We start from the raw sequence: 24,532 nt of genomic DNA on the forward strand, positions 1-24,532 counted from the left end.
CGACATGTGTATTTGAACAGGGTTGGCTGGAAGAGTGGAATGCACCAAAGTAAGCACTGTCAACAAAAGGAACACAGAATGAATGCCAGTTATTTTCTGTATTGGGGTAAGGCCAGTAAGGATGAAAAAGAGTCCAGAGCAGACTATCACTTGTTGCCTTATCACTGCCTAGACGTGGCAGCGGTGGGCTGGTGGTTGCTGGATGAACACAATCCCTTGAGCAGAAGTCTGGCTGCATTCCTCAATATTTACCCTGCGCAGCTGAGGTTACTGTTTACCTTTTTTCTCATGCTGCACGATCTTGGCAAGTTTGCATCGGCATTTCAGAATCTGGCAGAATTTCCAGATTCTCCGCTGATTAACTATCGACCAAGGTTTAGCTATGACAGCCGTCAGGCCCGCCACGACAGACTGGGTTACTTTTTTTGGTTACAGGCCAGAAGAAGCAGGTATTTGTCAGGGGCTGAGCTTGGGCTTAAACAGACGGATCTTGCTCAAGTCAGTCCGGCTTTAGATAGTCTGGATGCCATGTTCGATGTGGTGTTTGGCCATCATGGCTATCCCATTAATCGGAGCACCCAACCGGGGGCGATGAAAGACTACTGTCATAAGTCAGATATCAGTGCTGCCTGTGATTTTATTCGAGATTGTGCGGCACTTTTACAAGTTGAGTGGCCGGAGCAGAAAATGGCCGACAAAGAGTGGCTGGCACGCTTTCGGCAGGTGAGCTGGCACTTATCCGGCTTGGCTATTTTAAGTGACTGGATTGGCTCCGACACAACTTATTTCGAGTATAGAACCGGTGGCTACACGCTCGATGAATATTGGCCGCTGGCGAAGAACAAGGCCCGGAAAGCACTCTCGGCAACAGAGCTGAACCAGCCCGTTAGTGTACAGCCGTTTACCTCCATCCAGTCACACTTTGGCTTTGAACCAACCCCCTTACAGGCATGGGCGGAGTCAGTGCCTTTGGCTACTGGCCCCCAGTTGTTCATTCTTGAAGACGTGACTGGCGCTGGAAAAACAGAGGCGGCACTGGCGCTGACCCACCGGTTGTTACAGCAAGGTGAAGCCGATGGTTTTTATTTTGGCTTGCCCACTATGGCGACTTCCAATGCTATGTTCTCCCGCGTGGCGGATCACTATCTGCAGATGTTATCGGTTCAAGGCAGCCGCCCCAGCATAGTGCTGGCCCACGGTGCCAGAGAAATGAACGAACAATTTCAGGAGGCCTTGCTCCCTGCTGATAAAGCCGGAACTCCTTATGCACAAGGCGACGATACCGCCAGTCTGTATTGCAATCAGTGGTTGGCAGATTCCCGTAAGAAAGCGCTGCTGTCAGCGGTGGGTGTAGGCACCATCGATCAGGCATTAATGGCGGTGTTGCCACGCAAGCACCAGCCGCTACGACTGCTTGGCCTGCACCGGAAAGTGCTGATTTTTGATGAGGTGCATGCGGCCGATGCCTTCATGTTTGAATTGCTGGATGACTTGTTACAGGTCCATTTGCGCCAGGGTGGCAGCGTTATTTTGCTGACTGCGACGTTGGCACAGCAACAACGGGAACGATTGTGCTGGATCTGGCAACAGGCTGGAGGGATTGCTCCTTTGCAGTTGCCGGAAAAAGATGATTTTCCCCTGGCGACACACATTAGCTTTGAGCAAGGTCTTAAAGAAACACCGGTTGCCAGCAGGAAGTCGGTTAGCCGGGAGCTGAATGTTGCGTTTGTGCATAGCGAACAAGCCTGTGTCGAAAAAATCCTGAATGCTCACAAAAATGACCAGTGTGTGGTGTGGATCCGCAACTCGGTGGACGATGCCATCCGTGCCTATCAAATGCTCGCTGAGCAACTTGGGTCTGATAAAACGCTGACACTGTTTCACAGCCGCTTTGCCTTGAAAGATCGTAAGGCAATAGAAAACAAGGTGCTGGCTATCTTCGGCAAGCAGGGGGGCAAGGATGACCGGCAGGGTCAAATTCTGATTGCTACACAGGTTTTCCAGGAAAGCCTCGATGCAGATGCCGACCTGATGATCTCTGATCTCTGCCCCATTGACGATCTTATTCAGCGTGCTGGCCGGCTTCATCGTCACATTCGGGACAAATGGGGTAACCGTTCAGATAGGACGCAGGATGAGCGCTCGTCTCCATTTTTGCTGGTTCATGCTCCCGAGTGGCAGGAGCAACCGAATGCTGACTGGCTGCTCAATCATTTGCCTAATACCGAGCATGTTTATCGCTCTCCCGGCAGGCTGTGGCTGGGCATGCAGATATTGCTCAAGCAGGGAGCAATCCGCATGCCGGGTGAGGCAAGGAAATTAATAGAAGCGGTTTATGACAAAACTGCGTTTGATCGCATGCCACCAGCGCTGCAGCAGAAGGAAGATCTGTATTTTGGTGAAGTCCGTGGTCAGGCCGCTCGGGCCAAGAGTCAGTTAATTGAGTGGGGCAAGGGCTACAACCAGAGCAGTGCCCAGGCCTGGCACGACGACAACATTGAGATCAGCACGCGTTTTTCGGACAGAGAAACCGTTCAGGTGCTGGTATTCAGGCTCGATTCTCATGGCCGGCTTCAGTTGTGGGCAGAAAGTGAGCCTTATGCCTTGCAGAACAGTGTGGTGAAGCTTGCCAAGCATCGCTTCGCCGACAAACTGGCGGCCTTGCCCGGCGAGTTTTCCGCAGACTTTGAGAAGCTTACACAGCGCTATCCCCAGGCAAAATTTCTGCAGCCCTGGTTGCCTGATAGCGATCAAGGCTTTGGATACTGTGCTCAGCTGGGAGTGGTAGAGAAGGAGTAAATCCCCGCCGAAGCGGGGAACGTTATTGCTAAACAAAGCTAGCCCCATTTCAAACGGGTTTATCTCCGACATCTCGGAGAACAACGAGAGACTACGTGAAGTGATACGTGATATCTAGAGAGTTATTGTGGACGCAAAGGTGTCTAGATGTCTGGATGTCTGAGATTTTATATTTAGCACCATTACAAACCTTTCTTACTTGTTCTATGCTGTGTTTGTGCTCTACTGAATCCCTTGCAAAAGGGGAAGTATCTCGGAAAGCTAAAGGTTTTTTGTACTTTTATTTTGGGGAGTTAAAGGATGAATCTGCTTACCTCTCATTGGCTTAGCTACCGGTTCAGGGATGGCAGTGAGCAGCAGTTACCGCTGACCGCCATTGCCAATCCGGATGTGGTGGACTTTGCACTGCCAAGGGCCGACTTCCATGGTGCCGCTTACCAGTTTGCCATTGGCTTGTTGCAGACGGTGATGGCCCCACAGGACAAATATGACTGGCACGAACGCTATCTGACTCCGCCCGATGAGTCTGCGCTGGCAGCGGCGTTCACCAAGGTGGAGCATGCTTTTGAGCTGGACGGAGACGGTCCGCACTTTATGCAGGATCTGGATCCGCTGGATGCCGCCAGTCCTGTTCCGGTTTCCGGCCTGTTGATAGAAGCACCGGGGGGTAACACGCTAAAGCTGAATACCGATCATTTTATTAAACGTGGCATTGCGGAAACATTGTCACCGGAAATGGCGGCACTGGCGCTGTTTACCCTACAAATCAATGCGCCAGCGGGTGGCCAGGGACACAGAACCGGCCTGCGAGGAGGCGGTCCGCTGACCACCCTGGTGCTGCCCCATGAAGAAGACGCCAGCTTGTGGCAAAAGCTATGGCTGAATGTACAGAGCCGGGAGTCCTGGACGTATAAAGACCCCGATTATCACAGTGCAGAGCTGTTCCCTTGGCTGGGGAAAACCCGCATCAGCAAAAACAAGGGCAGTGACATCTATGCACACGATGTGCATCCGCTTGCTATGTTCTGGGCCATGCCGCGGCGGATCCGGCTGCTGTTCGAACAGCAGGAAGGCATTTGCCAATTGAGTCTTAAAGCGTGCTCCACTGTTTGCCGGCAATACCGTACCAGCAATTACGGTAATAACTATGTGGGCACCTGGCTACATCCGCTGACCCATTACCGCTCCAACCCCAAAAAGCCGGATGAAGATTATTTATCCACCAAAGGGCAACCCGGCGGAATTCAGTATAAGCAGTGGCACAGCCTCAGCTTTGTGGATGCTGCGGAAGGCAGTCATCCAGCCCAAGTGATACAGGACTTTCTTCTTCACAAGTCTGAATATTTTTATTTTGACTGGGGGGAAGCCCCCAGATTGTGGGCCTTTGGATTCGATATGGACAATATGAAGGCCAGAGGCTGGTACAACAGTGAATTTCCGCTGATCCGGTTAAATCCTGATCTCAGGGACGAGTTGCTTAACGAAATCAAATCCATGCAAAGTCTGGCGCAAGAGGTGCTGTGGCACTGTCGGACCCAGATCAAGGCAGCCTGGTTTGATAAACCGGCCGATGCCAAGGGCGATACCAGCCATATCGACTTACAGTTTTGGCAGCGCACACAGAATGATTTTTTCCAGATGGTGGCAGCGCTGCTGAATGCACCGGATGGCCGGTTAACACCGGAAGCTGCCGCGCGCTGGCTGTGGGCATTGTCCCGTCATGCCAAAACACTGTTTGACGATTTGGCACTGTCCAATCTGTATCCCGACCGGGAAATGTATAAAAAAATCCGCGCTCGCCGTCAGCTTACAGGTTGGTTGGCAGGCAGCAAACGTATTCGGCAATTCAGTCAGGATTACCGACTCGATACCTTAACCGAGGAGCTGGCGTGATGACAGACACAGAGCAAGCCGTAACACCCAAAGCACTCTTTGCCGGCGAGAGCGCATTAATGCGCTGGTGGCAAGCCATGATGTTGACCGAGCAGGAACTGGCAGCATTGAACATTCGGCCCGCGCCCACGGTTTATCGTGCCGAGCTGAAACGGGCAGGGACACCGGACGCAGCCTTGATGACCCAGGGGTTCAGAGCCTTGTGGCTGGCGCTGCCGGTTTCCGCCCGGGAGCACAAACCCTGGAGCATGCTGGCATGGGCTGCTTTGGCGGGCGTGCTGAGTCATGTAAAGCAGCAGGATGACAGCAGAAGTTTTGCGGCGTCACTGGGCAAAATTAATCCCGATATCGACAAACCCAAAGTCAGTGAATTGCGCTTTCAGCAATTGCAGGGGGCGAGAACCCCGGAGGATTTTTACCGTCGCCTGCACCGGTTGATTAAGCAGGTAAACGGTAAAACCCATGTACCTTCTCTGGCCAGAGGCATACTCGACTGGTTTGATGAACATCATGGCCAGCAGGCACTGCGGCCCGATAAGAAAATCGCCGTACGCTGGGCAATGGACTACTACCAGGCCGCCGAATCGGCGCTGGTAAAAAACAAGGATTAAACAAGGAGATTATGATGAGCAAATTTATCCAACTGCACCTGCTGACGTCTTACGCCCCCTCAAACCTGAACCGTGACGATCTGGGTCGACCGAAAACCGCCCGAATGGGTGGAACGGAGCGTTTAAGGGTTAGCTCGCAGAGCCTCAAGCGTCATTGGCGCACTTCCGATGTCTTTGAGCAGGCGCTGGGTAAGCACATTGGTACTCGTACCAAACGGCTGGGCGTGGAAGTATTTAATCAGCTGTGTGAGCTGGGCATATCTGAAAAACAGGCCAAAACCTGGGCGGTTGCCATTGCAGGAGTGTTTGGTAAAGGAAAGAAAGACGGCCTGGAAATTGAGCAGCTTGCCCACATCAGTCCGGAAGAGCTGGCAGCGGTAGATACATTGGTGAAAACTCTGGCCGCAGAAAACCGGGCTCCGGAGCAAGCTGAGCTTGACCTTCTCCGTCGCAATGCCTCTGCGGCTGATATTGCCATGTTCGGCCGCATGTTGGCGTCATCCCCAGAGTTTAATTGTGAAGCCGCTTGCCAGGTGGCTCATGCTATCAGCGTGCATGGCGTTGCAGTAGAAGAAGATTATTTTACCGCCGTGGATGACCTTAACCGGGGTGACTCGGATCTTGGAGCTGCTCATATTGGCGAGGCAGCTTTTTCTGCCGCGTTGTTTTATAGCTACATCTGCATCGACAAAGAGCTGCTTGTCAGCAACTTGGATGGGGATGTTGAACTCGCTAACAAGGCAATTACAGCATTGGTAGAAGCTGCGGTGAAGGTGTCTCCAAAAGGCAAGCAGAACAGTTTTGCTTCCCGTGCTTATGCCTCTTATGTGCTGGCCGAAAAAGGTGATCAGCAGCCTCGTTCTCTGTCGGTCGCCTTTCTGAAGCCCATTATCGGGGAAAACCAGGCGGAAGACGCGGTTCAGGCACTGCAGCGTCAGGTTGAAAATTTTGACAAGGTGTATGGAGCCTGTGCCGATGACCGCTACTCCGTTAATGCCCTGGAAGGTGAAGGCAGCTTTGAGCAGTTAAAAGCATTTGCCGCAGATTAAGGAGGCATTATGCAATATCTGGTTTTTCGGCTTTATGGTCCCATGGCCAGCTGGGGAGAAGCCGCAGTGGGTGGAGACAGGCCTTCGGGCCTGACTCCCAGTCGCTCTGCGGTGCTGGGGTTGCTTGGTGCCGCGCTGGGTATTAAACGAGACGACGTGAGCCGGCTTGATGCTCTTCGGGCTGAGGTGGGGATCGCCGTTAAGGCTTATTCCTGCGGCAGCCTGATGCGGGACTATCATACCGCTCAGGTACCTTCACAGGACAGAAAGCGCACATTTTACAGCCGGAAAGATGAGCTGAGCGTTGAGAAAGAGAAGCTGAATACGGTCTTGTCCAGCCGTGATTACCGCAGTGACGGATATTGGGTAGTGGCAGTTTGGTTATGGCAGGAAAGTGAGTTCACGCTTGATATGCTGGAAGCTGCATTAAAAAAACCGGCATTTACGCCGTATCTTGGGCGAAAAGCCTGCCCGCTGGCCGTTCCGGTCACTCCGCGATTAGTGGCGTTTGAGTTAAAAGAAGCGCTCGATACGTCATTCCCGCCGATTTTATTCAGCCATGAGCAGGACCGGCGCTGGCTTGGCCTGGGTAACACCGTCACTTATCTGTGGCAGGGAACAGCCGATGACTTGGGTGAATATGAAGGTGTGCAGAGCTGTCAAGTATGGGATGAGCCGATAAGCAGAGAGCCTTGGCAGTTTTCGGCACGGCAGGTGCATCAGCTGACTCTGGTGGAGGAATAACATGTATTTATCCCGCGTAACTTTGGCAGATGCACCATCGGCCAGAGCCGAGTTGATTAAATCCATGCACAAAGGGGTGTATGGCTATCACCAGTTGCTGTGGCGGCTTTTCACTCAGCAAAGTGAGCGAAGCTTTTTATTTCGTCACGAGCAGAGTGATGGTCGTCTGGTACCTCAGGGAGAGCCTGTTTTTTATGTGCTTTCCCGCGAGCAGCCTGATAATGCCGAGCAGCTGTTTCAGGTGGAAAGCAGGCCATTTTTACCTCAGCTAAAGTCAGGAGATCAACTTGGCTTTCAGGTCAGGGTAAACCCAACGGTGTGCCGTAATGGAAAGCGGCATGATGTTTTGATGGATGCCCAGCAGAAATGGCTGTATCAGGAAGCACAGTCGCTGGCGTTGCCCACTGAGGGTACCAAAAAAAATCTGAAGCACCGGTTGCTGGATATGGCGACAGATGAAGATATTCAGCGCTGGAATACAGTGATTGAAAACGGTCGCTATTGTGACGAGCTGGAAGCAAGATTGGGCAGAAGCTCAGCGCTTGAACTGGCATTAAAAACCATATCCGAGCGGGCTTTACTGACCTGGTGGAAACAGCGTAGTCAACAAATTGGTATCCAGTGCTCTGATGATGCCGTGCAAGCCGATGGATATTTGCAGCACCATATCAAGGGAAAAGGTACTGGTGCCATGTTCAGCTCAATTAACCTCAGCGGTTCTCTTATCGTTGATAAACCGGAAACCTTTATTGAGAGTCTTGCGAGGGGAGTCGGAAGGTCCAAGGCCTTTGGCTGTGGCCTGATGTTAATTCGAAGGATTTGATTCGCGGCACTTTCAGGGAGTTGATGCATGGCCTTTATTCCTCTCAAACCGATACCGCTTAAAAACAGGGCTTCCATGATCTTTCTGCAGTATGGACAGATTGATGTGATTGACGGTGCCTTTGTGCTGATTGATAAAAGTGGTGTGCGCACTCACATTCCCGTGGGCTCGGTGGCCTGCATTATGCTGGAGCCCGGCACCCGGGTTTCTCATGCCGCTGCCAAGCTGGCGGCCACGGTCGGGACCTTACTTGTATGGGTTGGCGAAGCGGGTGTACGTCTTTATGCTTCCGGGCAGCCGGGTGGAGCCCGTTCCGATAAGCTGTTATATCAGGCCAGGCTGGCCCTGGAGGAAGATCTTCGTCTTAAAGTGGTGCGTAAAATGTTTGAATTGCGCTTTGGCGAAGAAGCACCCAGCCGCCGTTCCGTGGATCAACTCAGGGGCATTGAGGGCAGCAGAGTTCGGGCTATTTATGCCATGCTGGCAAAACAGTACGGCGTTAAGTGGAACGGTCGCCGTTATGACCCGAAAGACTGGTCTAAAGGTGATAAGGTCAATCAGTGCATCAGTGCTGCCACCTCCTGCCTGTATGGCATCACTGAGGCCGCCATTTTGGCGGCCGGATATGCACCGGCGATTGGCTTTATTCATACGGGAAAGCCATTGTCTTTTGTGTATGATATTGCCGATATCATCAAATTTGACGATGTGGTTCCCAAAGCCTTTGAGATAGCGAGCAAGTCTCCTGCCAGGCCCGATAGAGAAGTACGAATTGCTTGCCGGGATATTTTTCGAAGCAGCAATACGCTGGGAAAGCTAATCCCGCTTATTGAAGAAGTGCTGGCCGCTGGTGAAATAGTGCCACCGCCGCCTCCAAAAGATGCTCAGCCCATTGCGATTCCTGAGCCAAAACCGTTGGGTGAAGAAGGACACAGGAGTGGCTGATAATGAGTATGCTGGTGGTGGTAACTGAAAGTGTGCCCTTCCGTCTCAGGGGCCGGCTTGCCGTCTGGCTGCTTGAAGTAAGGGCGGGAGTGTATGTGGGTGATGTATCCAGGCGAGTCAGAGAAATGATTTGGGAGCAGGTCACCGAACTGGCTGAACAGGGCAATGTGGTAATGGCTTGGGCGACTAACTCTGAGTCAGGATTTGAATTCCAGACCTATGGCCAGAATCGGCGCATGCCGGTGGACCTGGATGGGCTGCGTTTAGTGTCTTTTTATCCTGTTGAAAATCAGTAAGTTATGGATCTTTAAAAACATGGAATAGTTGGTGGCTTTTTCATGCCTGGAAAAAGTCATCTAAATCAGTAATATACGTTTAGTCCGTTCCCCGCAGGCGCGGGGATAAACCGCCGGTCAGCCCTCCAGTCTGCTGGGGCACGGCCCGTTCCCCGCAGGCGCGGGGATAAACCGGCCAAAGCCATCTCCGACATTGCCGGATCCAGCCGTTCCCCGCAGGCGCGGGGATAAACCGGTGAACCGCTGGTATATTGGGTGTCCTGATAACCGTTCCCCGCAGGCGCGGGGATAAACCGGAAGGGGTGAGCGACCTTATGTTGCCAGTTAGCCGTTCCCCGCAGGCGCGGGGATAAACCGGCTGAAGTCAAAGAAGCCCCGCCTGCCAATAGCCGTTCCCCGCAGGCGCGGGGATAAACCGGGGCTGAGCCTGACAGGTATTTAATCAAAGCTCCGTTCCCCGCAGGCGCGGGGATAAACCGTTATTGGCTACCGCTTCCCTCATCCTGGCGTCCCGTTCCCCGCAGGCGCGGGGATAAACCGTGGAAGGCCTCGGGCCAGAAGTTAGACCAAGACCGTTCCCCGCAGGCGCGGGGATAAACCGGCGGTGCGCATCCAGAAAGACGGGCGCCAGGTCCGTTCCCCGCAGGCGCGGGGATAAACCGTTTGCTGATTCTGTCAGGTGGGATTCCATTACCCGTTCCCCGCAGGCGCGGGGATAAACCGAAACCCTCCCGTGTAGGACGAACCAATACCCACCGTTCCCCGCAGGCGCGGGGATAAACCGACGAGATTGCGAATTACAACCAGCCCTCAGCACCGTTCCCCGCAGGCGCGGGGATAAACCGGCCGTGCGCTTTGGCGACGGCTACGAGCAACGCCGTTCCCCGCAGGCGCGGGGATAAACCGGTCTTCAACTCAAAAAATACGCGCAGAGTTAACCGTTCCCCGCAGGCGCGGGGATAAACCGGCCCGGGGCCAGATATCCAGGGTGACGGTGTGCCGTTCCCCGCAGGCGCGGGGATAAACCGGTGGTGGGTTTACCGGTGATGCTGGCCCAGGTCCGTTCCCCGCAGGCGCGGGGATAAACCGCAATCTCACTCATTTCAAAACACGCGATAAGTCCGTTCCCCGCAGGCGCGGGGATAAACCGGCGGTTACCTGATGGTGCTGGGGGGTAATCAGCCGTTCCCCGCAGGCGCGGGGATAAACCGCATCTTGCTTGGCGTACTGCCGGTGGTGACGTCCGTTCCCCGCAGGCGCGGGGATAAACCGCAACTGAATGTGATGTGTGTCACATTTTTTTCCCGTTCCCCGCAGGCGCGGGGATAAACCGTCCGAAATTTGACGAGGATTCATTTCCCAAAACCGTTCCCCGCAGGCGCGGGGATAAACCGGGGTGGCGGTACATTAGGGAGCGAAACCGGATCCGTTCCCCGCAGGCGCGGGGATAAACCGAGAGGGTGTGCGACGGTGTACACTCGGATTTTCCGTTCCCCGCAGGCGCGGGGATAAACCGGATTACGATTATGTCACTTTCAATTCTGCGTACCGTTCCCCGCAGGCGCGGGGATAAACCGTAAACGGCGTCATTCCATAATCCCCTCAAGCCCCGTTCCCCGCAGGCGCGGGGATAAACCGAAAACAACGAAGCCATGCTGGAAATCAACGGCCCGTTCCCCGCAGGCGCGGGGATAAACCGCGCAGCGACCTGATCGCCGGCCTGTTTGTGGACCGTTCCCCGCAGGCGCGGGGATAAACCGGCAATGCCCAGCGCGCGGGCCTTGTCATTGGGCCGTTCCCCGCAGGCGCGGGGATAAACCGTACACCAGCGGTGGCCTCGGGGCGCTGGCCCACCGTTCCCCGCAGGCGCGGGGATAAACCGACGTCAACATCACCGGCAAGACCACCAGCATTCCGTTCCCCGCAGGCGCGGGGATAAACCGGCCAGGCCCACGACGGCATTGACTTTGTACCCCCGTTCCCCGCAGGCGCGGGGATAAACCGTATGGATTAGATGGATCAGGCCAGAATTAAACCCGTTCCCCGCAGGCGCGGGGATAAACCGACCTTCGAAAAAATCCTTATTTAATTGAGCGTCCGTTCCCCGCAGGCGCGGGGATAAACCGCGCGAACAGGAAGAGCGGGAGCGTCGCATTGCCCGTTCCCCGCAGGCGCGGGGATAAACCGCCTCCACCCTGCCTGCAACCCCATTTCCAGCCCCGTTCCCCGCAGGCGCGGGGATAAACCGGCGCGGCGGTAATGCTCGGCGGCCTGTTCTAGCCGTTCCCCGCAGGCGCGGGGATAAACCGCGATAAATCCCCATCCCCTCGGGCTCCCATTCCCCGTTCCCCGCAGGCGCGGGGATAAACCGGCGTATGAATCACGCATGACTGACCATGCCTTCCGTTCCCCGCAGGCGCGGGGATAAACCGTCGGCATAACCCTGGCCGGCGTCGTCGCCGCCACCGTTCCCCGCAGGCGCGGGGATAAACCGTTACTGCCGGTGTCGCCACCGCTGGTGCTCTGCCGTTCCCCGCAGGCGCGGGGATAAACCGTTAACCGAACAGGCTAAAAACACGCTAAATAGCCGTTCCCCGCAGGCGCGGGGATAAACCGACGTCCCGGAAAAGGTGGTGGGACTGGCGAAGCCGTTCCCCGCAGGCGCGGGGATAAACCGCGCGATATAAAGAGAGGGTGTGCGACGGTGTACCGTTCCCCGCAGGCGCGGGGATAAACCGCGTTCGATGCAATGGCGCGGGACCGTTCGGGGCCGTTCCCCGCAGGCGCGGGGATAAACCGTTGCTGCACAGATTCCTCAGTGGCGTGGCGCCCCCGTTCCCCGCAGGCGCGGGGATAAACCGCGTCGGCGACATGGAAGCCAAGGGGATATTGACCGTTCCCCGCAGGCGCGGGGATAAACCGATTAAGGAATTCCCTGGCACCATAGATCCGGTCCGTTCCCCGCAGGCGCGGGGATAAACCGGTGATCGGCTGCAGGCAATCAATGGGGAGCTGCCGTTCCCCGCAGGCGCGGGGATAAACCGAATTCCATGCTTGTTATAGTAAGGAGGCGACACCGTTCCCCGCAGGCGCGGGGATAAACCGCGCGCCCGTGAACGGGCCGCCGCCGAGGGCACCCGTTCCCCGCAGGCGCGGGGATAAACCGCTTTTTGTCAATATTGATAAAGTCGGTTTGTACCGTTCCCCGCAGGCGCGGGGATAAACCGAAAACCGACTCTCTCAGCCACACTCGCATATTCCGTTCCCCGCAGGCGCGGGGATAAACCGGGGTCGTCGCGGAACAGAGCACGATATTGAAACCGTTCCCCGCAGGCGCGGGGATAAACCGAAACAGGCGGTCAATTATGAGCGCAACCCAAACCGTTCCCCGCAGGCGCGGGGATAAACCGGCGAACAGCGGATCCGCGGAGCAGGTGCGGGACCGTTCCCCGCAGGCGCGGGGATAAACCGGCCGATTTCTGGCGGCACTGGCAGGAGTGCTTCCGTTCCCCGCAGGCGCGGGGATAAACCGTCGATATCTTCCCATGCAAGGGCGGTCACCTCCCGTTCCCCGCAGGCGCGGGGATAAACCGTTTACCCTGGTGGAAGTGCCGGCCGAGCAGGTCCGTTCCCCGCAGGCGCGGGGATAAACCGCACGAAAACCCCCAAGAAGTTTTGGACCGACACCGTTCCCCGCAGGCGCGGGGATAAACCGTCCTGGTAATACCCCTTGGCGGTGGCGGCAAACCGTTCCCCGCAGGCGCGGGGATAAACCGCCATGCTTTACACGCTCTTGCTCGGAGCGTAGCCGTTCCCCGCAGGCGCGGGGATAAACCGGGGTGGAGCAGCCAAGTTTTACGAGACCAGAGGCCGTTCCCCGCAGGCGCGGGGATAAACCGCTGCAGTTCCTGCCCGAGTATCAGGGCTATGTCCGTTCCCCGCAGGCGCGGGGATAAACCGTCGGGCCAGATCACCATGACTTCGCGGTCGCCCCGTTCCCCGCAGGCGCGGGGATAAACCGGCTGTAGTTGCGACCAAAGCTAGCCTGAAAGACCGTTCCCCGCAGGCGCGGGGATAAACCGGTGGCATTCGTGGTGGAGTCTATGGTGCTTTACCGTTCCCCGCAGGCGCGGGGATAAACCGTAAGCGGGACACCTCAGCCACTTTGGCTGCTTCCGTTCCCCGCAGGCGCGGGGATAAACCGGCTTGCTAAGGAATTAGCCAAACGGGGGAAAGCCGTTCCCCGCAGGCGCGGGGATAAACCGGTTAATAGCTCCATTTCCTGAACCTGTGGAAACCGTTCCCCGCAGGCGCGGGGATAAACCGCCTTTTCAAGTGCCCGATCTTTTGCCTAACTCCCGTTCCCCGCAGGCGCGGGGATAAACCGATTGCCGTGGATATGGTGGGTCGAGTGTTCAACCGTTCCCCGCAGGCGCGGGGATAAACCGTTCGGCGGTCTGGCTCTGTCGCCTGACTTGCACCGTTCCCCGCAGGCGCGGGGATAAACCGTCGGTGCAGTCGTCCCGTTCGGCCATGATCTCCCGTTCCCCGCAGGCGCGGGGATAAACCGGTTATTGAAGAAGTGCAGCCCCGCGACTTTAACCGTTCCCCGCAGGCGCGGGGATAAACCGTAGACCGGGTGCGGGTAACCATTGGAGTGCCTCCGTTCCCCGCAGGCGCGGGGATAAACCGGGTGTCGAGAATGCTGCCGCCGGCCTGTGCCGCCGTTCCCCGCAGGCGCGGGGATAAACCGCTAAAAACACGCTAAATAGATTCAACGTTCATCCGTTCCCCGCAGGCGCGGGGATAAACCGGCACTTCACTCGATACGACAATACCGTTAACACCGTTCCCCGCAGGCGCGGGGATAAACCGCCACTATCAGACCGGCCAGTATCAGACCGGCGCCGTTCCCCGCAGGCGCGGGGATAAACCGCGAGACACGGTTACTTGTCATTCAGTCGGTAACCGTTCCCCGCAGGCGCGGGGATAAACCGTTCCCGCCGTATCTGGCCGTGGTCGTAAGTCCCCGTTCCCCGCAGGCGCGGGGATAAAGATTCTGATGCGGAGGCCATTAGCGAGTCACAGCCCCGTTCCCCGCAGGCGCGGGGATAAACCGCGGCATACGGTCGTGGTACTGAGCGCATACCTCCGTTCCCCGCAGGCGCGGGGATAAACCGTTTTTGAGCAACACTAGCTGCCGATTCATTAACCGTTCCCCGCAGGCGCGGGGATAAACCGGTTGAATTTGAGGTGATCGCATAATGGCTAACCCGTTCCCCGCAGGCGCGGGGATAAACCGCCGGCGATCTGGTTTCCACCAGCCAGCTGGGCCCGTTCCCCGCAGGCGCGGGGATAAACCGATTGTTGGGCCGACATGCTGCGGGTCAACGAGCCGTTCCCCGCAGGCGCGGGGATAAACCGGCCGAATTCGCCCAGGGTGTACTGATCCGGGCCCGTTCCCCGCAGGCGCGGGGATAAACCGCATAACCAGGGCGGATCGGATCGCGGTCGTACCCGTTCCCCGCAGGCGCGGGGATAAACCGTTTTCATTGGTCGATCCTCGTTTAATTAACATCCGTTCCCCGCAGGCGGGGGGATAAACCGTTCAGGGGATTGTGATGGACCGAATAGATGGGCCGTTCCCCGCAGGCGCGGGGATAAACCTCATTATGGCAAATGTCGGACATATCACAAAACCCGTTCCCCGCAGGCGCGGGGATAAACCGCGAGCAACAGCTATAACCACATGACCCTGCGGCCGTTCCCCGCAGGCGCGGGGATAAACCGGAGCTGGGTCGTTCGCTCGGGTCAACCAGGGCCCGTTCCCCGCAGGCGCGGGGATAAACCGCTCACCCTTATCGAAGTCGATATCTTCCCATGCCCGTTCCCCGCAGGCGCGGGGATAAACCGTTGACCTATCCCAATAGTGCCGTGGTGGGGCTCCGTTCCCCGCAGGCGCGGGGATAAACCGTGCTGGAAAAACCTGATGTTGTAATGGTTGGTCCGTTCCCCGCAGGCGCGGGGATAAACCGAATCATTGGCCACGTTATCGGCAATGATGCCGCCGTTCCCCGCAGGCGCGGGGATAAACCGGGGATCAGCCCACCCGTCAGGTTGCTGGCATGACCGTTCCTCGCAGGCGCGGGGATAAACCGTGCCTGTTTGACGCATAGCACCCCTGGCCATGCCGTTCCCCGCAGGCGCGGGGATAAACCGAGGCCATGGTTGACGTGCTGAACTACGTGGCACCGTTCCCCGCAGGCGCGGGGATAAACCGAACGCTTCATCAATGGAATACACCTCCACCGCCCGTTCCCCGCAGGCGCGGGGATAAACCGCTGGGGTAATCCATGACCATTATCGACGACATCCGTTCCCCGCAGACGCGGGGATAAACCGCCGTCTATGTTCTTGGCGATGTATTTGGCGATCCGTTCCCCGCAGGTATGGGCTACCGCTAGTCGAGATTCCGGGTGGACCCACAGCTGCATGTGTGGGGGAAGGTAAAGCAAAATAATTTAGCTTAATCGGCATATATCATGGGTATAAGATATAAAAATATTTGTACCACATGCGAAGTTTGGTGTTGATTCAGAATTTACTTTCTTTATTTCCCTCATGTCTCAGTTGTTATACTCCTGCTCTTCCTCGAGGCTCAGCCCATGAACTGCTACTTTCCCGCCATTGCTCACTGCTCCGATACCCATGATTTTATTCACATTGCGGACGAAGGGGAGCTCGATGAACATCACTGGCATGCCGGTGACCGGCTGATTGACGGCACCGGCCGAGTGCACGTTTTGTCGCAGGGCGAAGGTGAAGGGCTGTACTGGCGGCCGCTGCCAGGGCTAGTATGCCTGCCGGAACTCAACGCCAGCCTGCGCCACTTTGCCGCCGGGCTGGGTATTTGCTGCATTCCCAAACTGACGGTGCGCTCCGCCGAAGAGGCTGTGGCGCTGATCGCCTGGTTGGAAATGCAATAATCAACGTGGCGGAGTGGTCATGAGTGCATTATTGCGCTATTGCTGTTTTTTTGTCTTGTTTGGGCTATCGGCCTGTGGCTCGCGGCCCGATGTGAGTGTGCCGGCACCGGAGCGGGAGACGGTGTTTCTGAACGAGGGGCAGGCGTCTTATTACGGCGCGCGGCATCACGGCCGGAAAACCGCCAGTGGCGAGCGTTTTAACAAGAACGCCCTGACCGCCGCCCACAAAACCCTGCCGTTCGGCTCCAAGGTGCGGGTCACCAACCTGCGCAACCAGCGCTCCGTGGTGGTGCGCATCAATGATCGCGGGCCTTATGCCAAGCGCCGGGTGATCGATCTGTCCGAGCAGGCGGCCCGGGAGATTGGCATGATCAGATCCGGCGTGGCGCCGGTTCGGCTGGAGCTGCTGAAATAACCACCCGCTGCCGGTAGCGCACCGCCGGTGGCCAGTCTTCGGCCTGAGTGGGCATGCCCCGGCCAGAGGCCAGCAGGCGCGCCGCGTTAATCCAGCCGGCGTGCCCCACCGCCAGCACCGGCTCCTCGGGCAGGGCGTTAAGCCACCTGTTTATCCGGGCAAAGAACGCCCGCAGGCTTTCGCCGCCGCCCGGGGCATAGCCGGTAAAGTCGGCGCACCAGGCGTCCATTTCTTCCCGGTCTATGCTTGCCCAGGGGCGACCGTCCCAGTGGCCAAAATCCATCTCCTGCAATTCGGCCACCACGCGCCATTGCCAGCCCCGTTCCGCCAGCAGCCGGCCCACTTCGGCCGAGCGCTGCAGCGGGCTGGTGTGAATGACCTTTGGCAGCCGATGGCAACGGGCAAAGCCCTGAATCTGGTTGGCCAGCCGGCGCAGTTTGCGTGCATCCACCGGGGCATCGGTACGGCCCAGGCAAATGCCCTGCACCTTTATCGGTTTGGGATGGCGCCAGATGTAAAGGCTCATAACCGGGCCGCCAGCCCGGCATAAATGGCAATTTCTGCCAGCTGCTGGGTGGCGCCCAGGCCGTCACCGGTATACCCCCCCAGCCGGCGCTTCAGCAGCCGGTACATATGCCAGCTGGCCAGCCCCGCCAGCACCACGGCAAGCAGCCAGTGTCCGGGGCTGAACAGCGGCCACAGCAGCGCCACCGCTGGCAGCAACCACAGGCCGGCCAGCCACCACTGGCGGTGAGTAAGGCGCTGGGCCATGGGCTTGGCCTTGGCGTGTTCAATATCGCCGCCATAGGGCAGCAGGGCGATCAGGCTGATGCAGGCCAGCCGCGAGCCACCGTGGGCCAGCACCAGCGCCGCCATGGCCGCCGCTGTGTCCAGGCTGGCCAGCAGGGAAATTTTCAGCAGCAGCGCCAGCGCCAGTCCCAGGGTGCCAAAGGTGCCCAGGCGTGAGTCTTTCATGATGGTCAGCGCCCGTTCTCTGCTCATGCCGCCGCCCAGGCCGTCACAGGTGTCGGCCAGGCCGTCTTCATGAAAGGCGCCAGTAATGTAAACGCCCAGCATTGTGGCCAGCACTGCCGCCGTCAGCGGACCAAAGGCGAGTTCACCCAGGCCAAAGGCAAGGGCGCACAGGCCACCCACCAGCAGCCCCACCGCGGGAAAGTGGCGGCTGCTCTGATGCAGCCAGTCCGGATCAAAGTGGCGCAGCGCTGGCAACGGCAAGCGGGTCAGAAACTGGGTGGCCACCAGCAGCAGGGTCAGCTCGTGCTTCATGCGCTGGCTCCGCTGACGCCGGCGTCGGCGAAGCTGGCCATCTCGCTGATGAAGGCGCAGGCCGACTGCAACAGCGGATAGGCCAGGGCCGCACCGCTGCCTTCACCCAGGCGCAGGTTCAGATCGAGCAGGGGGGCGGCGTCGAGCAGCCGCAGCAGGTGGCGGTGGCCGGGCTCGGCCGAGGCATGGCCAAACACCCCATACTCCCGAGTGCCCGGCGCCAGCCGCTCCGCCACCAGCAGGGCCACGCCGGCAATAAAGCCGTCCATCAGCAGAATGCGCCGTTCGCTGGCTCCCTGTATCAGGGCGCCGGCCATCATGGCAATTTCCAGCCCGCCCAGTGCCGCCAGGACGTCGAGCGGCGTTTGTGCATCGGCGTGGCGAGCCAGCACCGCCTGCAGCACGTGCGTCTTATGACTCAGGCCGTTGTCATCCAGCCCGGTGCCGCGGCCGGTGCACTCGGCCACCGGCAGTTCACCCAGCCGGGCCAGCAGCAGGCTGGCGGCGGAGGTGTTGCCAATGCCCATTTCCCCCAGCAGCAGCAGGTTGCCGGGCAATTCACGTACCAGCGCCATGCCCGCCTGCAGCGCTTGCTGGCATTCGGCCGGGGTCATGGCCGGCTCATGCAGGGCGTTGCGGGTACCCTTGCGCACCTTGCGGTCAATCAGGCTGGGGTGCGGGGTAAAATCGGCGTTCACGCCGGCGTCCACTACCCGCAGCGACAGGTTATGCTGGCGGGCAAACACATTGATGGCGGCGCCGCCTTGCAGAAAGTTGTGCACCATCTGGGGCGTGACTTCGGCGGGAAAGGCCGACACTCCTTCCGCCACCAGGCCGTGATCGGCGGCAAATACCAGCACCTGAGGCTGGCTGATGCACGGCGCAGCGCTTTGCAGCATCAGCCCCAGCTGCACGGCAAGGGTTTCCAGTGTGCCCAGTGCGCCGGGGGGTTTGGTTTTATTGTCCACCCGGTGTTGCAACTGCCGTTCAAGTTTGGGGTTGGCCAGGGGCGCAATGGCGGGCACTATTAAGCGGTTAATGGGTTGCATGGCGGTGAGGGCTGAAAAATCAAGGACTCACATGCTATCAGACTGTATGGTTATTGCTGAATTTTTTACCGTGAGGTGGCATGGACTCAGTTTCTCAACTGGCATTGGGGGCCGCCGTAGGGGTGGCGGTGATGGGGCGGCGGGTCGGCATTGTCAGGGCGGCGCTGGCCGGTGCCGTGTTTGGCACCCTGCCGGATCTGGATGTGATCATCGACTATGGCGATCCGATCAGCAACATGACCAAACACAGGGGGGCCAGTCATGGCCTGCTTTATCTCACGCTGTTTGCTCCTCTGTTTGGCTGGCTGCTGGGGCGGCAGGCGCACTGGCGCCGCTGGACACTGGCCATCTGGTTGATTTTCATGACCCATGTGGGCATCGATTTCATGACCATCTACGGCACCCAGCTGGGCCAGCCCCTCACCGAATACCCCTTTGGGGTGGGCAGTGTGTTTATTATCGATCCGCTCTATACCCTGCCGTTGCTGATGGGACTTTGGCTGGCGCTGTGGCGACGGGGTGAGCGCGGCATCAGGGCCAACCGGCTGGGGTTGTGGGTGAGTACCCTGTATCTGGGCTGGAGTCTGGTAGCCCAGTGGCAGGTGGGACTGCGCGCGGAGCAGTTGCTGGTGCAGCAGGGCATTCACGCCGAGCGGTTGCTGGTGACCCCGGCGCCCCTCAATACCCTGTTATGGCGGGTGCTGGCGATCACGCCGAACGGCTATGTGGAAGGGCATGTGTCGCTGCTGGATCGGGAGCCCACACCCTTCACGCGGCACGACGGCGGCCGTGCGCTGTACCGGCAATGGCAGGATCACCCTCATGTAGCGCGCATGGCCTGGTTTACCAAGGGGTTTTTCAGGATGCGCGAGCAAGGTAGTGAACTGGTGATAACCGACCTGCGCATGGGCCAGGAGCCGGGCTATGTGTTCAACTTTGTGGTGGCGAAACGAGATGGGCAAGGCGAGTGGCAGCCCCTGGCGGTGCCGCGTCAGTTCAGTGAAGGCCATAACCCGGCGCAGTTTGGCTGGTTGTGGCGTCGCACTCTGGGCCAGCCGGTGATGCCACCGAACACGCCTTCGGGGGCGGCCGGCGGCAAGTCCTAAACATTTACGCCTTATACGCTTTACGTTTTACATCTAACCTCTGGCGTGTCAGCTATCACCCATCCTCCCGCACCGGCTCGGGCCGGGCGGCAAACTGCTGCTGGCAACGGCTGTGGCCGCCGGGTTGCAGGTAGGGGCGCAGCAGCGGCTCCATGCCTTTCAGCACCTGCACCGGCAGCGCCGAGGTAAAGCTGAAATGGTCAGACTGCTCGCCGGGCACATAGGCGGTGAGGGTGCCAAAGTGTCGCTCACCCAGAAAGAACACAAAGGTGGCGGTGCGGTTGCGGGCCTGCGATTTGATCACATGACCGTAACGGGTCACGGTTTCAATACGGTTGTCGCCGGTGCCGGTTTTGCCCCCCAGCACCAGGGGGGTGCCGTCGGGCAGGGCAAAGCTGCCCTGCAGCCGGCGGGCGGTGCCGCCATCCACCACCTGTGACAGGGCTTCCCGCAGGGCCGCCGCCACCTCCTTCTCCATCACTCGCTGGGCCCGGCTGGCATTGCGCCCCAGGCGCACCTCATAGGGAGTCTGGCTGGCAAAGTGCAGTTGATCGATACGTACCACCGGCAGGCGGACTCCCTCGTTGAGAATAATGCCCACCAGCTCGGCCAGGGCGGCGGGCTGATCGCCCGAGCTGCCGATGGCGGTGGCCAGCGACGGCACCAGGTGGCCAAAGGGAAAGCCCAGTTGCTGCCAGCGCTGGTGCAGATCCGAGAACGCCTCCACTTCCAGCATGATGCGCAGCCGGTTGTCCCGAGCGCTGCGGTGGCGGGTTTTGAACAACCAGCCATACACTTCCTGGCGTTCGGCGGTGCTGGCATCGGCCACCTCGCCAAAACTGGCCTCGGGATGTTGGCGCAGGTAACCCAGCAGCCACAGTTCCAGCGGATGTACCCGCGCAATATAACCCTGATCTGGCAGGCTCCAGGCCCCCGGACCGTGCTGGTCATAAAGCGAGGCGATACGCTTGTTGCTCAGGCCACCGTCCAGAAACAGCCGGGTACGCAAAAACCGCGCAAACTCGTCGAGGCTGGCCTCGGGCAGCAGATAGCGGTGCGCCGCCGCCAGCCGGCTGCGCATCGGGCGCAGGCCGTCAAAGAAGGTGTTCAGCCGCGCTTCGTTGCTCATGCCCTGATACTTGCGCCAGAACCGCAGTAAAAATACGCGGCCTTCCCGGTCGGCAAAGCGGCTCAGATATTCCCGGCGGCGCGGGTCGTTGTCGTCGGCCAGCAGTTGAGCCCGGTTTTCGTTCTGGTAAATGCTGTAGCGCACCAGATCCTGCATCAGGCGAATAAAGGGCAGATTGATCGACTCCCGCAATGCCTCGGTGAGGGTGGGGCGACGGCCGTTGTCTTCCTTGCGAAAGTTGGCAAAGGTGTGCAGGCCGCTGCCGGTATAAAAGCGCTCATGGGGGCTGGCGGAATAGCGCCGATCCAGCGCCGCCCGCAACATGGTGGCCAGGCTGCGGTCCGGGCTCAGCATCAGGTGGTCAATGGCCCAGCGGCTCAGGGGATCGTTGCGCTCCGGGGTGAGCTGGCGCAACGCCTCGAGGGACATGCCGCTGTAGCGGTTGTGCAGTTCGGCCACCACCTCCAGGTAGGTGGCCAGTACCCGCAGCTTGGCGGTGGAGCCAAGCTCCAGCTTGCTGCTTTCGTTAATGTCAAAGGGCTGGCCGGTGTTGTCGGTCTGCACCCGCACGTCAAAACTGTTGGTGTTGCGTTCAAACAGGGTAAAGCTGTAGCGCACCTCGGCGGTTTTCTCCGGTGACAGCAAGCGTTCGCCAAACAGCCCGATTTCCTGCGCAAAGGCCGGATCCGCCAGCCGCTCCAGATAGGTGGTCACCTGCCGCTGCAGCTCGGCATTCAGGGTGGTGCTGGCCTGCAGGTCGAGCCGGTCCAGCTCATACAGGCTGACTCCCAGCAGGCCGGCCAGCCGGCCTCGGGACACGTGCAGCAGCTTGCTGCTCTCCACTCGCTGCAGCACAGGATCGGTGCCGAAATGGCGGAACTGCAGCCGTTGCGCCAGGGCTGCGTCGCGCAGGGCCGGGCTCAACAGGCCGGCCCCGGCCTGCAGCCGCAGGTGGCTGTCGGTCAGGGTCTCCAGCTGCTCACGGCCAGCGAACAGATACCAGGACGGCCGGCGCTGGGCAATCATCAGCGCCATAACCTGTCGCAGCGCCAGCCCCTGTTCGGCCAGGGGCTGGCCGCTGTTCAGGGCGGGGTCAAGCAGGAGGTTGACCCGCTCGGGATCGGCGCCAAACCAGATCCACAGGCCGTCGTTCAGGCCATGCACCTCGCCGTGGCCGGGGGCGGCGGCCAGGGGCACCGAGTTCAGGTAGGAAAGCGCCACCTGCTGGCGGGCGGTCAGGGTGTGCGGGCCCTGCTGATAGGCGCGCACGCTGGCGGAGATCATCTGCCGCAGCTTTTCGCCGGCCGACGGGGTCATGCCGCCGGGGGAGTGGCGGAATTTCTCAATCTGGGTGGCCAGGGTGCTACCTCCCGCGGAGTCGTCCTGCAGCTCCAGGGCGCGGCCCACCTGAGACAGCGCGGCCTTGGCGAAGCGCGGCCAGTCCACCGCCGGGTTGGCCAGGGGCTGTTCGGTGCTGAGCAGATCCCGGTTTTCGATAAACAGCAAGGTGGCAACCACCAGCGGCGGAATGTCGGCAAAGTTGCCGTAGTGACGACGGGGGTAGCGGTAGTCATAAATGGGCTCGGCGCGGCAGTCGCTCAGCAGCAGTCCGGCCTGGGTCTTTTCGGCGTAGGGCACAAAAAAGCCGTGCCGGCTGTAGTTGACAAGGGCATGGGAGAACTGCACCTGCTGTTCAATCACGAAGTGATTCTGCTGCAGCCGGGTCAGTAATTCCGGCAGCCGAGTGTAGCCCAGGCGCTGATCAAAGGGACCATGGAAGGGAAAGTGCATGGCGGCGCTGGGGCCGGGCTCAAGCCGGTAGGTAAGGGTGGCGGCATAGCGGGACAGCTCCCGCGACTGCAGTCGCGAGGTGCGCATTTCGTAAATCAGGGCGGCCAGAGCCACCGCCATGACCAGCCCCAGTAGCAGCCACAACAGCCAGCGCCAGCGACTGCCCCGGCGACGAGGCCGGGGCAACAGCAGATCGGCCGGCAGGCCGTGGTCAATGTGTTCGGAGTCCATCGCGCCCATAAAAACACCCTCTTGGCCTCTTTCTTGTGGTGAGGCTCCTGTTGTTAACAGTTTAGCTTTTCACCGGTGCCTCATGGGGCCGGCATAAAAATAAACTCTTTGGCTGTACCAAAAACGGACAGTGGCACCCATCCTGGGCGCAAGGGGGTTTTCATCCGGTTTCAATCGGTTAGCATATTGGCTAATAAGAGAAACAACAATCCGGCGGAGGCACGGCGCATGTATCGGGTTTGGCTGTGGGCGACGCTGTGGTGGTTGCCGGCATGTTTGGCGCAAGGCGCTCAGCAGGCGGTGTTTGCCGGTGGCAGTTTCTGGGTGATGGAGGCCCTGTTCAGCGACCGCCCCGGCATTGAGCGGGTCGAAACCGGCTGGATGCAGTCCGGGCCGGGCACGGCGCGGCGGCAGGTGGTGCGGGTGCACTACAACGATGCCATGCTCACCTATGGTGATCTGCTCACCCTCTACTGGCAGGCGGTGGATATACACGACGGTGAAGGGCAATATTGCGACCGGGGCAGGGAATTTACCCCGGCGCTCTACGTGCGTAATGCCCTGCAGCTGAAATGGGCCCGGCAAAGCCGTGCCCGGCTGGCCCTGACCGGCGAACGCACACCGGCGGTGCGCATTCTGCCCTCGGCGGAATTTGAGCCGGCGGCCTCACGGCATCAGGATTACCAGGCCCGGCATCCGCTGCTCTATTTTGCCTACCGGCGCATGTGCGGTTATCCCGACGGCGGCGCGTTCAGCCTGCAACCGTTGTTAACCGGCCGGTCTCCCGCCAGTGGGCAATAGCATCGGCAATGTCCTCGGGGCGGTTCAGATCCAGCAGCGGCACCGGCGCCGCCAGGCTGGCGTCATCGGTGGCGACCGCCAGCATGTGTGTATCATGCAGGCACAACAGCGGCCGGCCATGGGCGGGGCGGTGCACCTCCAGCTTGGGCAGGGGCTGATCGCGAAAGCCTTCCACCAGCACCAGATCGAGGGCCTGCGTGTTCAGCAGCGCCAGCGAGGCCCGCAAATCGGGCTCGTGAGGCGAGTCATGCTCCAGGGTCACAATGCTGCGCCGAGGGCCGGCGAGCACGGTCTGCGTCGCGCCGGCGTGACGCAGCTCATAACTGTCCTTGCCGGGGGTGTCCTGCTCCACGTCATGGTGGGTATGCTTGATCACACCCAGGCGCAAGCCGCGCCGGCGCAGCAGGGGAATAAGGGCGCGCAGCAGGGTGGTTTTGCCGCTGCCGCTGAAGCCGGCCACGCCCAGCAGGGCGCAGCAAGAGGAATCGACCATGGTGATCTCCTTTTGCGGAAAAACCGCAGTGTGCCACGGCGAGCGCCCGCTGCCGATGGCGCCGCGCAAAAAACGGTGCGGCCG

Annotated in this window: 17 protein-coding genes and 1 CRISPR repeat array; of the genes, 12 read left to right on the top strand and 5 right to left on the bottom strand. The window is 59.3% G+C overall.

The genetic code is table 11. The annotated features are described in order from the left end of the window. Positions 1–78: 78 nt before the first annotated feature. The 10 genes from B6S08_RS02125 to B6S08_RS02170 all read left to right on the top strand — a co-directional run bounded on the left by B6S08_RS02125 (position 79) and on the right by B6S08_RS02170 (position 16,561). Positions 79–2,799 carry a CRISPR-associated helicase/endonuclease Cas3 gene (locus B6S08_RS02125; protein ID WP_094199133.1) on the top strand — a complete coding sequence of 907 codons (2,721 nt, stop codon included), beginning with the start codon at positions 79–81 and terminating at the stop codon, positions 2,797–2,799. Positions 2,800–3,099: 300 nt separating this feature from the next. Continuing rightward, positions 3,100–4,692: a type I-E CRISPR-associated protein Cse1/CasA gene (casA, locus tag B6S08_RS02130; RefSeq protein ID WP_094199134.1), complete on the top strand. Its 1,593-nt coding sequence runs from the start codon at positions 3,100–3,102 to the stop codon at positions 4,690–4,692. Then, complete coding sequence (gene casB, locus B6S08_RS02135) at positions 4,692–5,303, top strand: type I-E CRISPR-associated protein Cse2/CasB (protein ID WP_094199135.1); 612 nt, start codon at positions 4,692–4,694, stop codon at positions 5,301–5,303. The genes casA and casB overlap by 1 nt, the downstream gene beginning before the upstream one ends. A 14-nt stretch (positions 5,304–5,317) precedes the next feature. Next, positions 5,318–6,352 (top strand): type I-E CRISPR-associated protein Cas7/Cse4/CasC, encoded by a 1,035-nt coding sequence (cas7e, locus tag B6S08_RS02140; protein WP_094199136.1) that lies wholly within the window; start codon positions 5,318–5,320, stop codon positions 6,350–6,352. Between the two features lie 9 nt (positions 6,353–6,361). Next, positions 6,362–7,096, top strand: a complete 735-nt coding sequence (gene cas5e / locus B6S08_RS02145) for a type I-E CRISPR-associated protein Cas5/CasD (protein WP_211284139.1) — start codon at positions 6,362–6,364, stop codon at positions 7,094–7,096. Position 7,097: 1 nt separating this feature from the next. Beyond that, entirely contained in the window at positions 7,098–7,919 is an 822-nt protein-coding gene (cas6e, locus tag B6S08_RS02150; protein WP_094199138.1) for a type I-E CRISPR-associated protein Cas6/Cse3/CasE, read from the top strand. A 27-nt stretch (positions 7,920–7,946) separates the two neighbouring features. After that, positions 7,947–8,864 (top strand): type I-E CRISPR-associated endonuclease Cas1e, encoded by a 918-nt coding sequence (cas1e, locus tag B6S08_RS02155; protein WP_094199139.1) that lies wholly within the window; start codon positions 7,947–7,949, stop codon positions 8,862–8,864. Positions 8,865–8,866: 2 nt separating this feature from the next. Then, complete coding sequence (gene cas2e, locus B6S08_RS02160; protein ID WP_094199140.1) at positions 8,867–9,160, top strand: type I-E CRISPR-associated endoribonuclease Cas2e; 294 nt, start codon at positions 8,867–8,869, stop codon at positions 9,158–9,160. An 84-nt stretch (positions 9,161–9,244) separates the two neighbouring features. Beyond that, positions 9,245–15,562: a CRISPR direct-repeat array (repeat unit 29 nt; unit sequence CCGTTCCCCGCAGGCGCGGGGATAAACCG). A 263-nt stretch (positions 15,563–15,825) separates the two neighbouring features. Beyond that, a complete protein-coding gene (locus tag B6S08_RS02165) occupies positions 15,826–16,146 on the top strand; it encodes a DUF4144 family protein (RefSeq protein WP_094199141.1) in 321 nt (106 codons plus the stop codon). Positions 16,147–16,165: 19 nt separating this feature from the next. Continuing rightward, positions 16,166–16,561: a septal ring lytic transglycosylase RlpA family protein gene (locus B6S08_RS02170; protein WP_094199142.1), complete on the top strand. Its 396-nt coding sequence runs from the start codon at positions 16,166–16,168 to the stop codon at positions 16,559–16,561. Here B6S08_RS02170 and B6S08_RS02175 read toward each other — a convergent pair. From B6S08_RS02175 to cobT, 3 genes are read right to left on the bottom strand one after another with little or no spacing between them, the layout of a single operon-like run. Further along, complete coding sequence (locus tag B6S08_RS02175) at positions 16,518–17,087, bottom strand: histidine phosphatase family protein (RefSeq protein WP_094199143.1); 570 nt, start codon at positions 17,085–17,087, stop codon at positions 16,518–16,520. The genes B6S08_RS02170 and B6S08_RS02175 overlap by 44 nt on opposite strands. Continuing rightward, positions 17,084–17,848, bottom strand: coding sequence for an adenosylcobinamide-GDP ribazoletransferase (gene cobS / locus B6S08_RS02180; protein ID WP_094199144.1), 765 nt, complete (start codon positions 17,846–17,848; stop codon positions 17,084–17,086). The genes B6S08_RS02175 and cobS overlap by 4 nt, the downstream gene beginning before the upstream one ends. Continuing rightward, a complete protein-coding gene (cobT, locus tag B6S08_RS02185) occupies positions 17,845–18,897 on the bottom strand; it encodes a nicotinate-nucleotide--dimethylbenzimidazole phosphoribosyltransferase (RefSeq protein ID WP_094199145.1) in 1,053 nt (350 codons plus the stop codon). Before cobT ends, cobS begins: the two co-directional genes overlap by 4 nt. A gap of 80 nt (positions 18,898–18,977) precedes the next feature. Between cobT and B6S08_RS02190 the strand changes: the two genes are divergently transcribed. Continuing rightward, the gene (locus B6S08_RS02190) at positions 18,978–20,003 is read left to right on the top strand and encodes a metal-dependent hydrolase (protein WP_094199146.1); all 1,026 of its coding nucleotides are present in this window, start codon (positions 18,978–18,980) and stop codon (positions 20,001–20,003) included. 55 nt (positions 20,004–20,058) lie between these two features. Here B6S08_RS02190 and B6S08_RS02195 read toward each other — a convergent pair whose 3' ends face one another. Next, on the bottom strand, positions 20,059–23,154 hold the full coding sequence (locus tag B6S08_RS02195) for a transglycosylase domain-containing protein (RefSeq protein WP_094199147.1): 3,096 nt from the start codon (positions 23,152–23,154) through the stop codon (positions 20,059–20,061). Between the two features lie 228 nt (positions 23,155–23,382). On the opposite strand from B6S08_RS02195, the gene B6S08_RS02200 reads away from it, so the two are divergent. After that, on the top strand, positions 23,383–23,955 hold the full coding sequence (locus B6S08_RS02200) for a peptide-methionine (S)-S-oxide reductase (protein WP_094199148.1): 573 nt from the start codon (positions 23,383–23,385) through the stop codon (positions 23,953–23,955). On the opposite strand, the gene mobB is transcribed toward B6S08_RS02200, so the two are convergent. Further along, positions 23,906–24,448, bottom strand: coding sequence for a molybdopterin-guanine dinucleotide biosynthesis protein B (gene mobB / locus B6S08_RS02205; RefSeq protein WP_094199149.1), 543 nt, complete (start codon positions 24,446–24,448; stop codon positions 23,906–23,908). The two genes, B6S08_RS02200 and mobB, sit on opposite strands and share 50 nt — an antisense overlap. Between the last annotated feature and the right edge of the window lie 84 nt (positions 24,449–24,532).

The sequence above is a fragment of the Oceanimonas doudoroffii genome (assembly GCF_002242685.1).
In the GTDB taxonomy this organism is placed as follows: Bacteria; Pseudomonadota; Gammaproteobacteria; order Enterobacterales; family Aeromonadaceae; genus Oceanimonas; species Oceanimonas doudoroffii.

Coding starts and splice junctions, on each gene's coding strand:
- B6S08_RS02125 (WP_094199133.1), top strand. CDS start 79: ATGAATGCCAGTTATTTTCTGTATTGGGGTAAGGCCAGTAAGGATGAA.
- casA (WP_094199134.1), top strand. CDS start 3,100: ATGAATCTGCTTACCTCTCATTGGCTTAGCTACCGGTTCAGGGATGGC.
- casB (WP_094199135.1), top strand. CDS start 4,692: ATGACAGACACAGAGCAAGCCGTAACACCCAAAGCACTCTTTGCCGGC.
- cas7e (WP_094199136.1), top strand. CDS start 5,318: ATGAGCAAATTTATCCAACTGCACCTGCTGACGTCTTACGCCCCCTCA.
- cas5e (WP_211284139.1), top strand. CDS start 6,362: ATGCAATATCTGGTTTTTCGGCTTTATGGTCCCATGGCCAGCTGGGGA.
- cas6e (WP_094199138.1), top strand. CDS start 7,098: ATGTATTTATCCCGCGTAACTTTGGCAGATGCACCATCGGCCAGAGCC.
- cas1e (WP_094199139.1), top strand. CDS start 7,947: ATGGCCTTTATTCCTCTCAAACCGATACCGCTTAAAAACAGGGCTTCC.
- cas2e (WP_094199140.1), top strand. CDS start 8,867: ATGAGTATGCTGGTGGTGGTAACTGAAAGTGTGCCCTTCCGTCTCAGG.
- B6S08_RS02165 (WP_094199141.1), top strand. CDS start 15,826: ATGAACTGCTACTTTCCCGCCATTGCTCACTGCTCCGATACCCATGAT.
- B6S08_RS02170 (WP_094199142.1), top strand. CDS start 16,166: ATGAGTGCATTATTGCGCTATTGCTGTTTTTTTGTCTTGTTTGGGCTA.
- B6S08_RS02175 (WP_094199143.1), bottom strand. CDS start 17,087: ATGAGCCTTTACATCTGGCGCCATCCCAAACCGATAAAGGTGCAGGGC.
- cobS (WP_094199144.1), bottom strand. CDS start 17,848: ATGAAGCACGAGCTGACCCTGCTGCTGGTGGCCACCCAGTTTCTGACC.
- cobT (WP_094199145.1), bottom strand. CDS start 18,897: ATGCAACCCATTAACCGCTTAATAGTGCCCGCCATTGCGCCCCTGGCC.
- B6S08_RS02190 (WP_094199146.1), top strand. CDS start 18,978: ATGGACTCAGTTTCTCAACTGGCATTGGGGGCCGCCGTAGGGGTGGCG.
- B6S08_RS02195 (WP_094199147.1), bottom strand. CDS start 23,154: ATGGACTCCGAACACATTGACCACGGCCTGCCGGCCGATCTGCTGTTG.
- B6S08_RS02200 (WP_094199148.1), top strand. CDS start 23,383: ATGTATCGGGTTTGGCTGTGGGCGACGCTGTGGTGGTTGCCGGCATGT.
- mobB (WP_094199149.1), bottom strand. CDS start 24,448: ATGGTCGATTCCTCTTGCTGCGCCCTGCTGGGCGTGGCCGGCTTCAGC.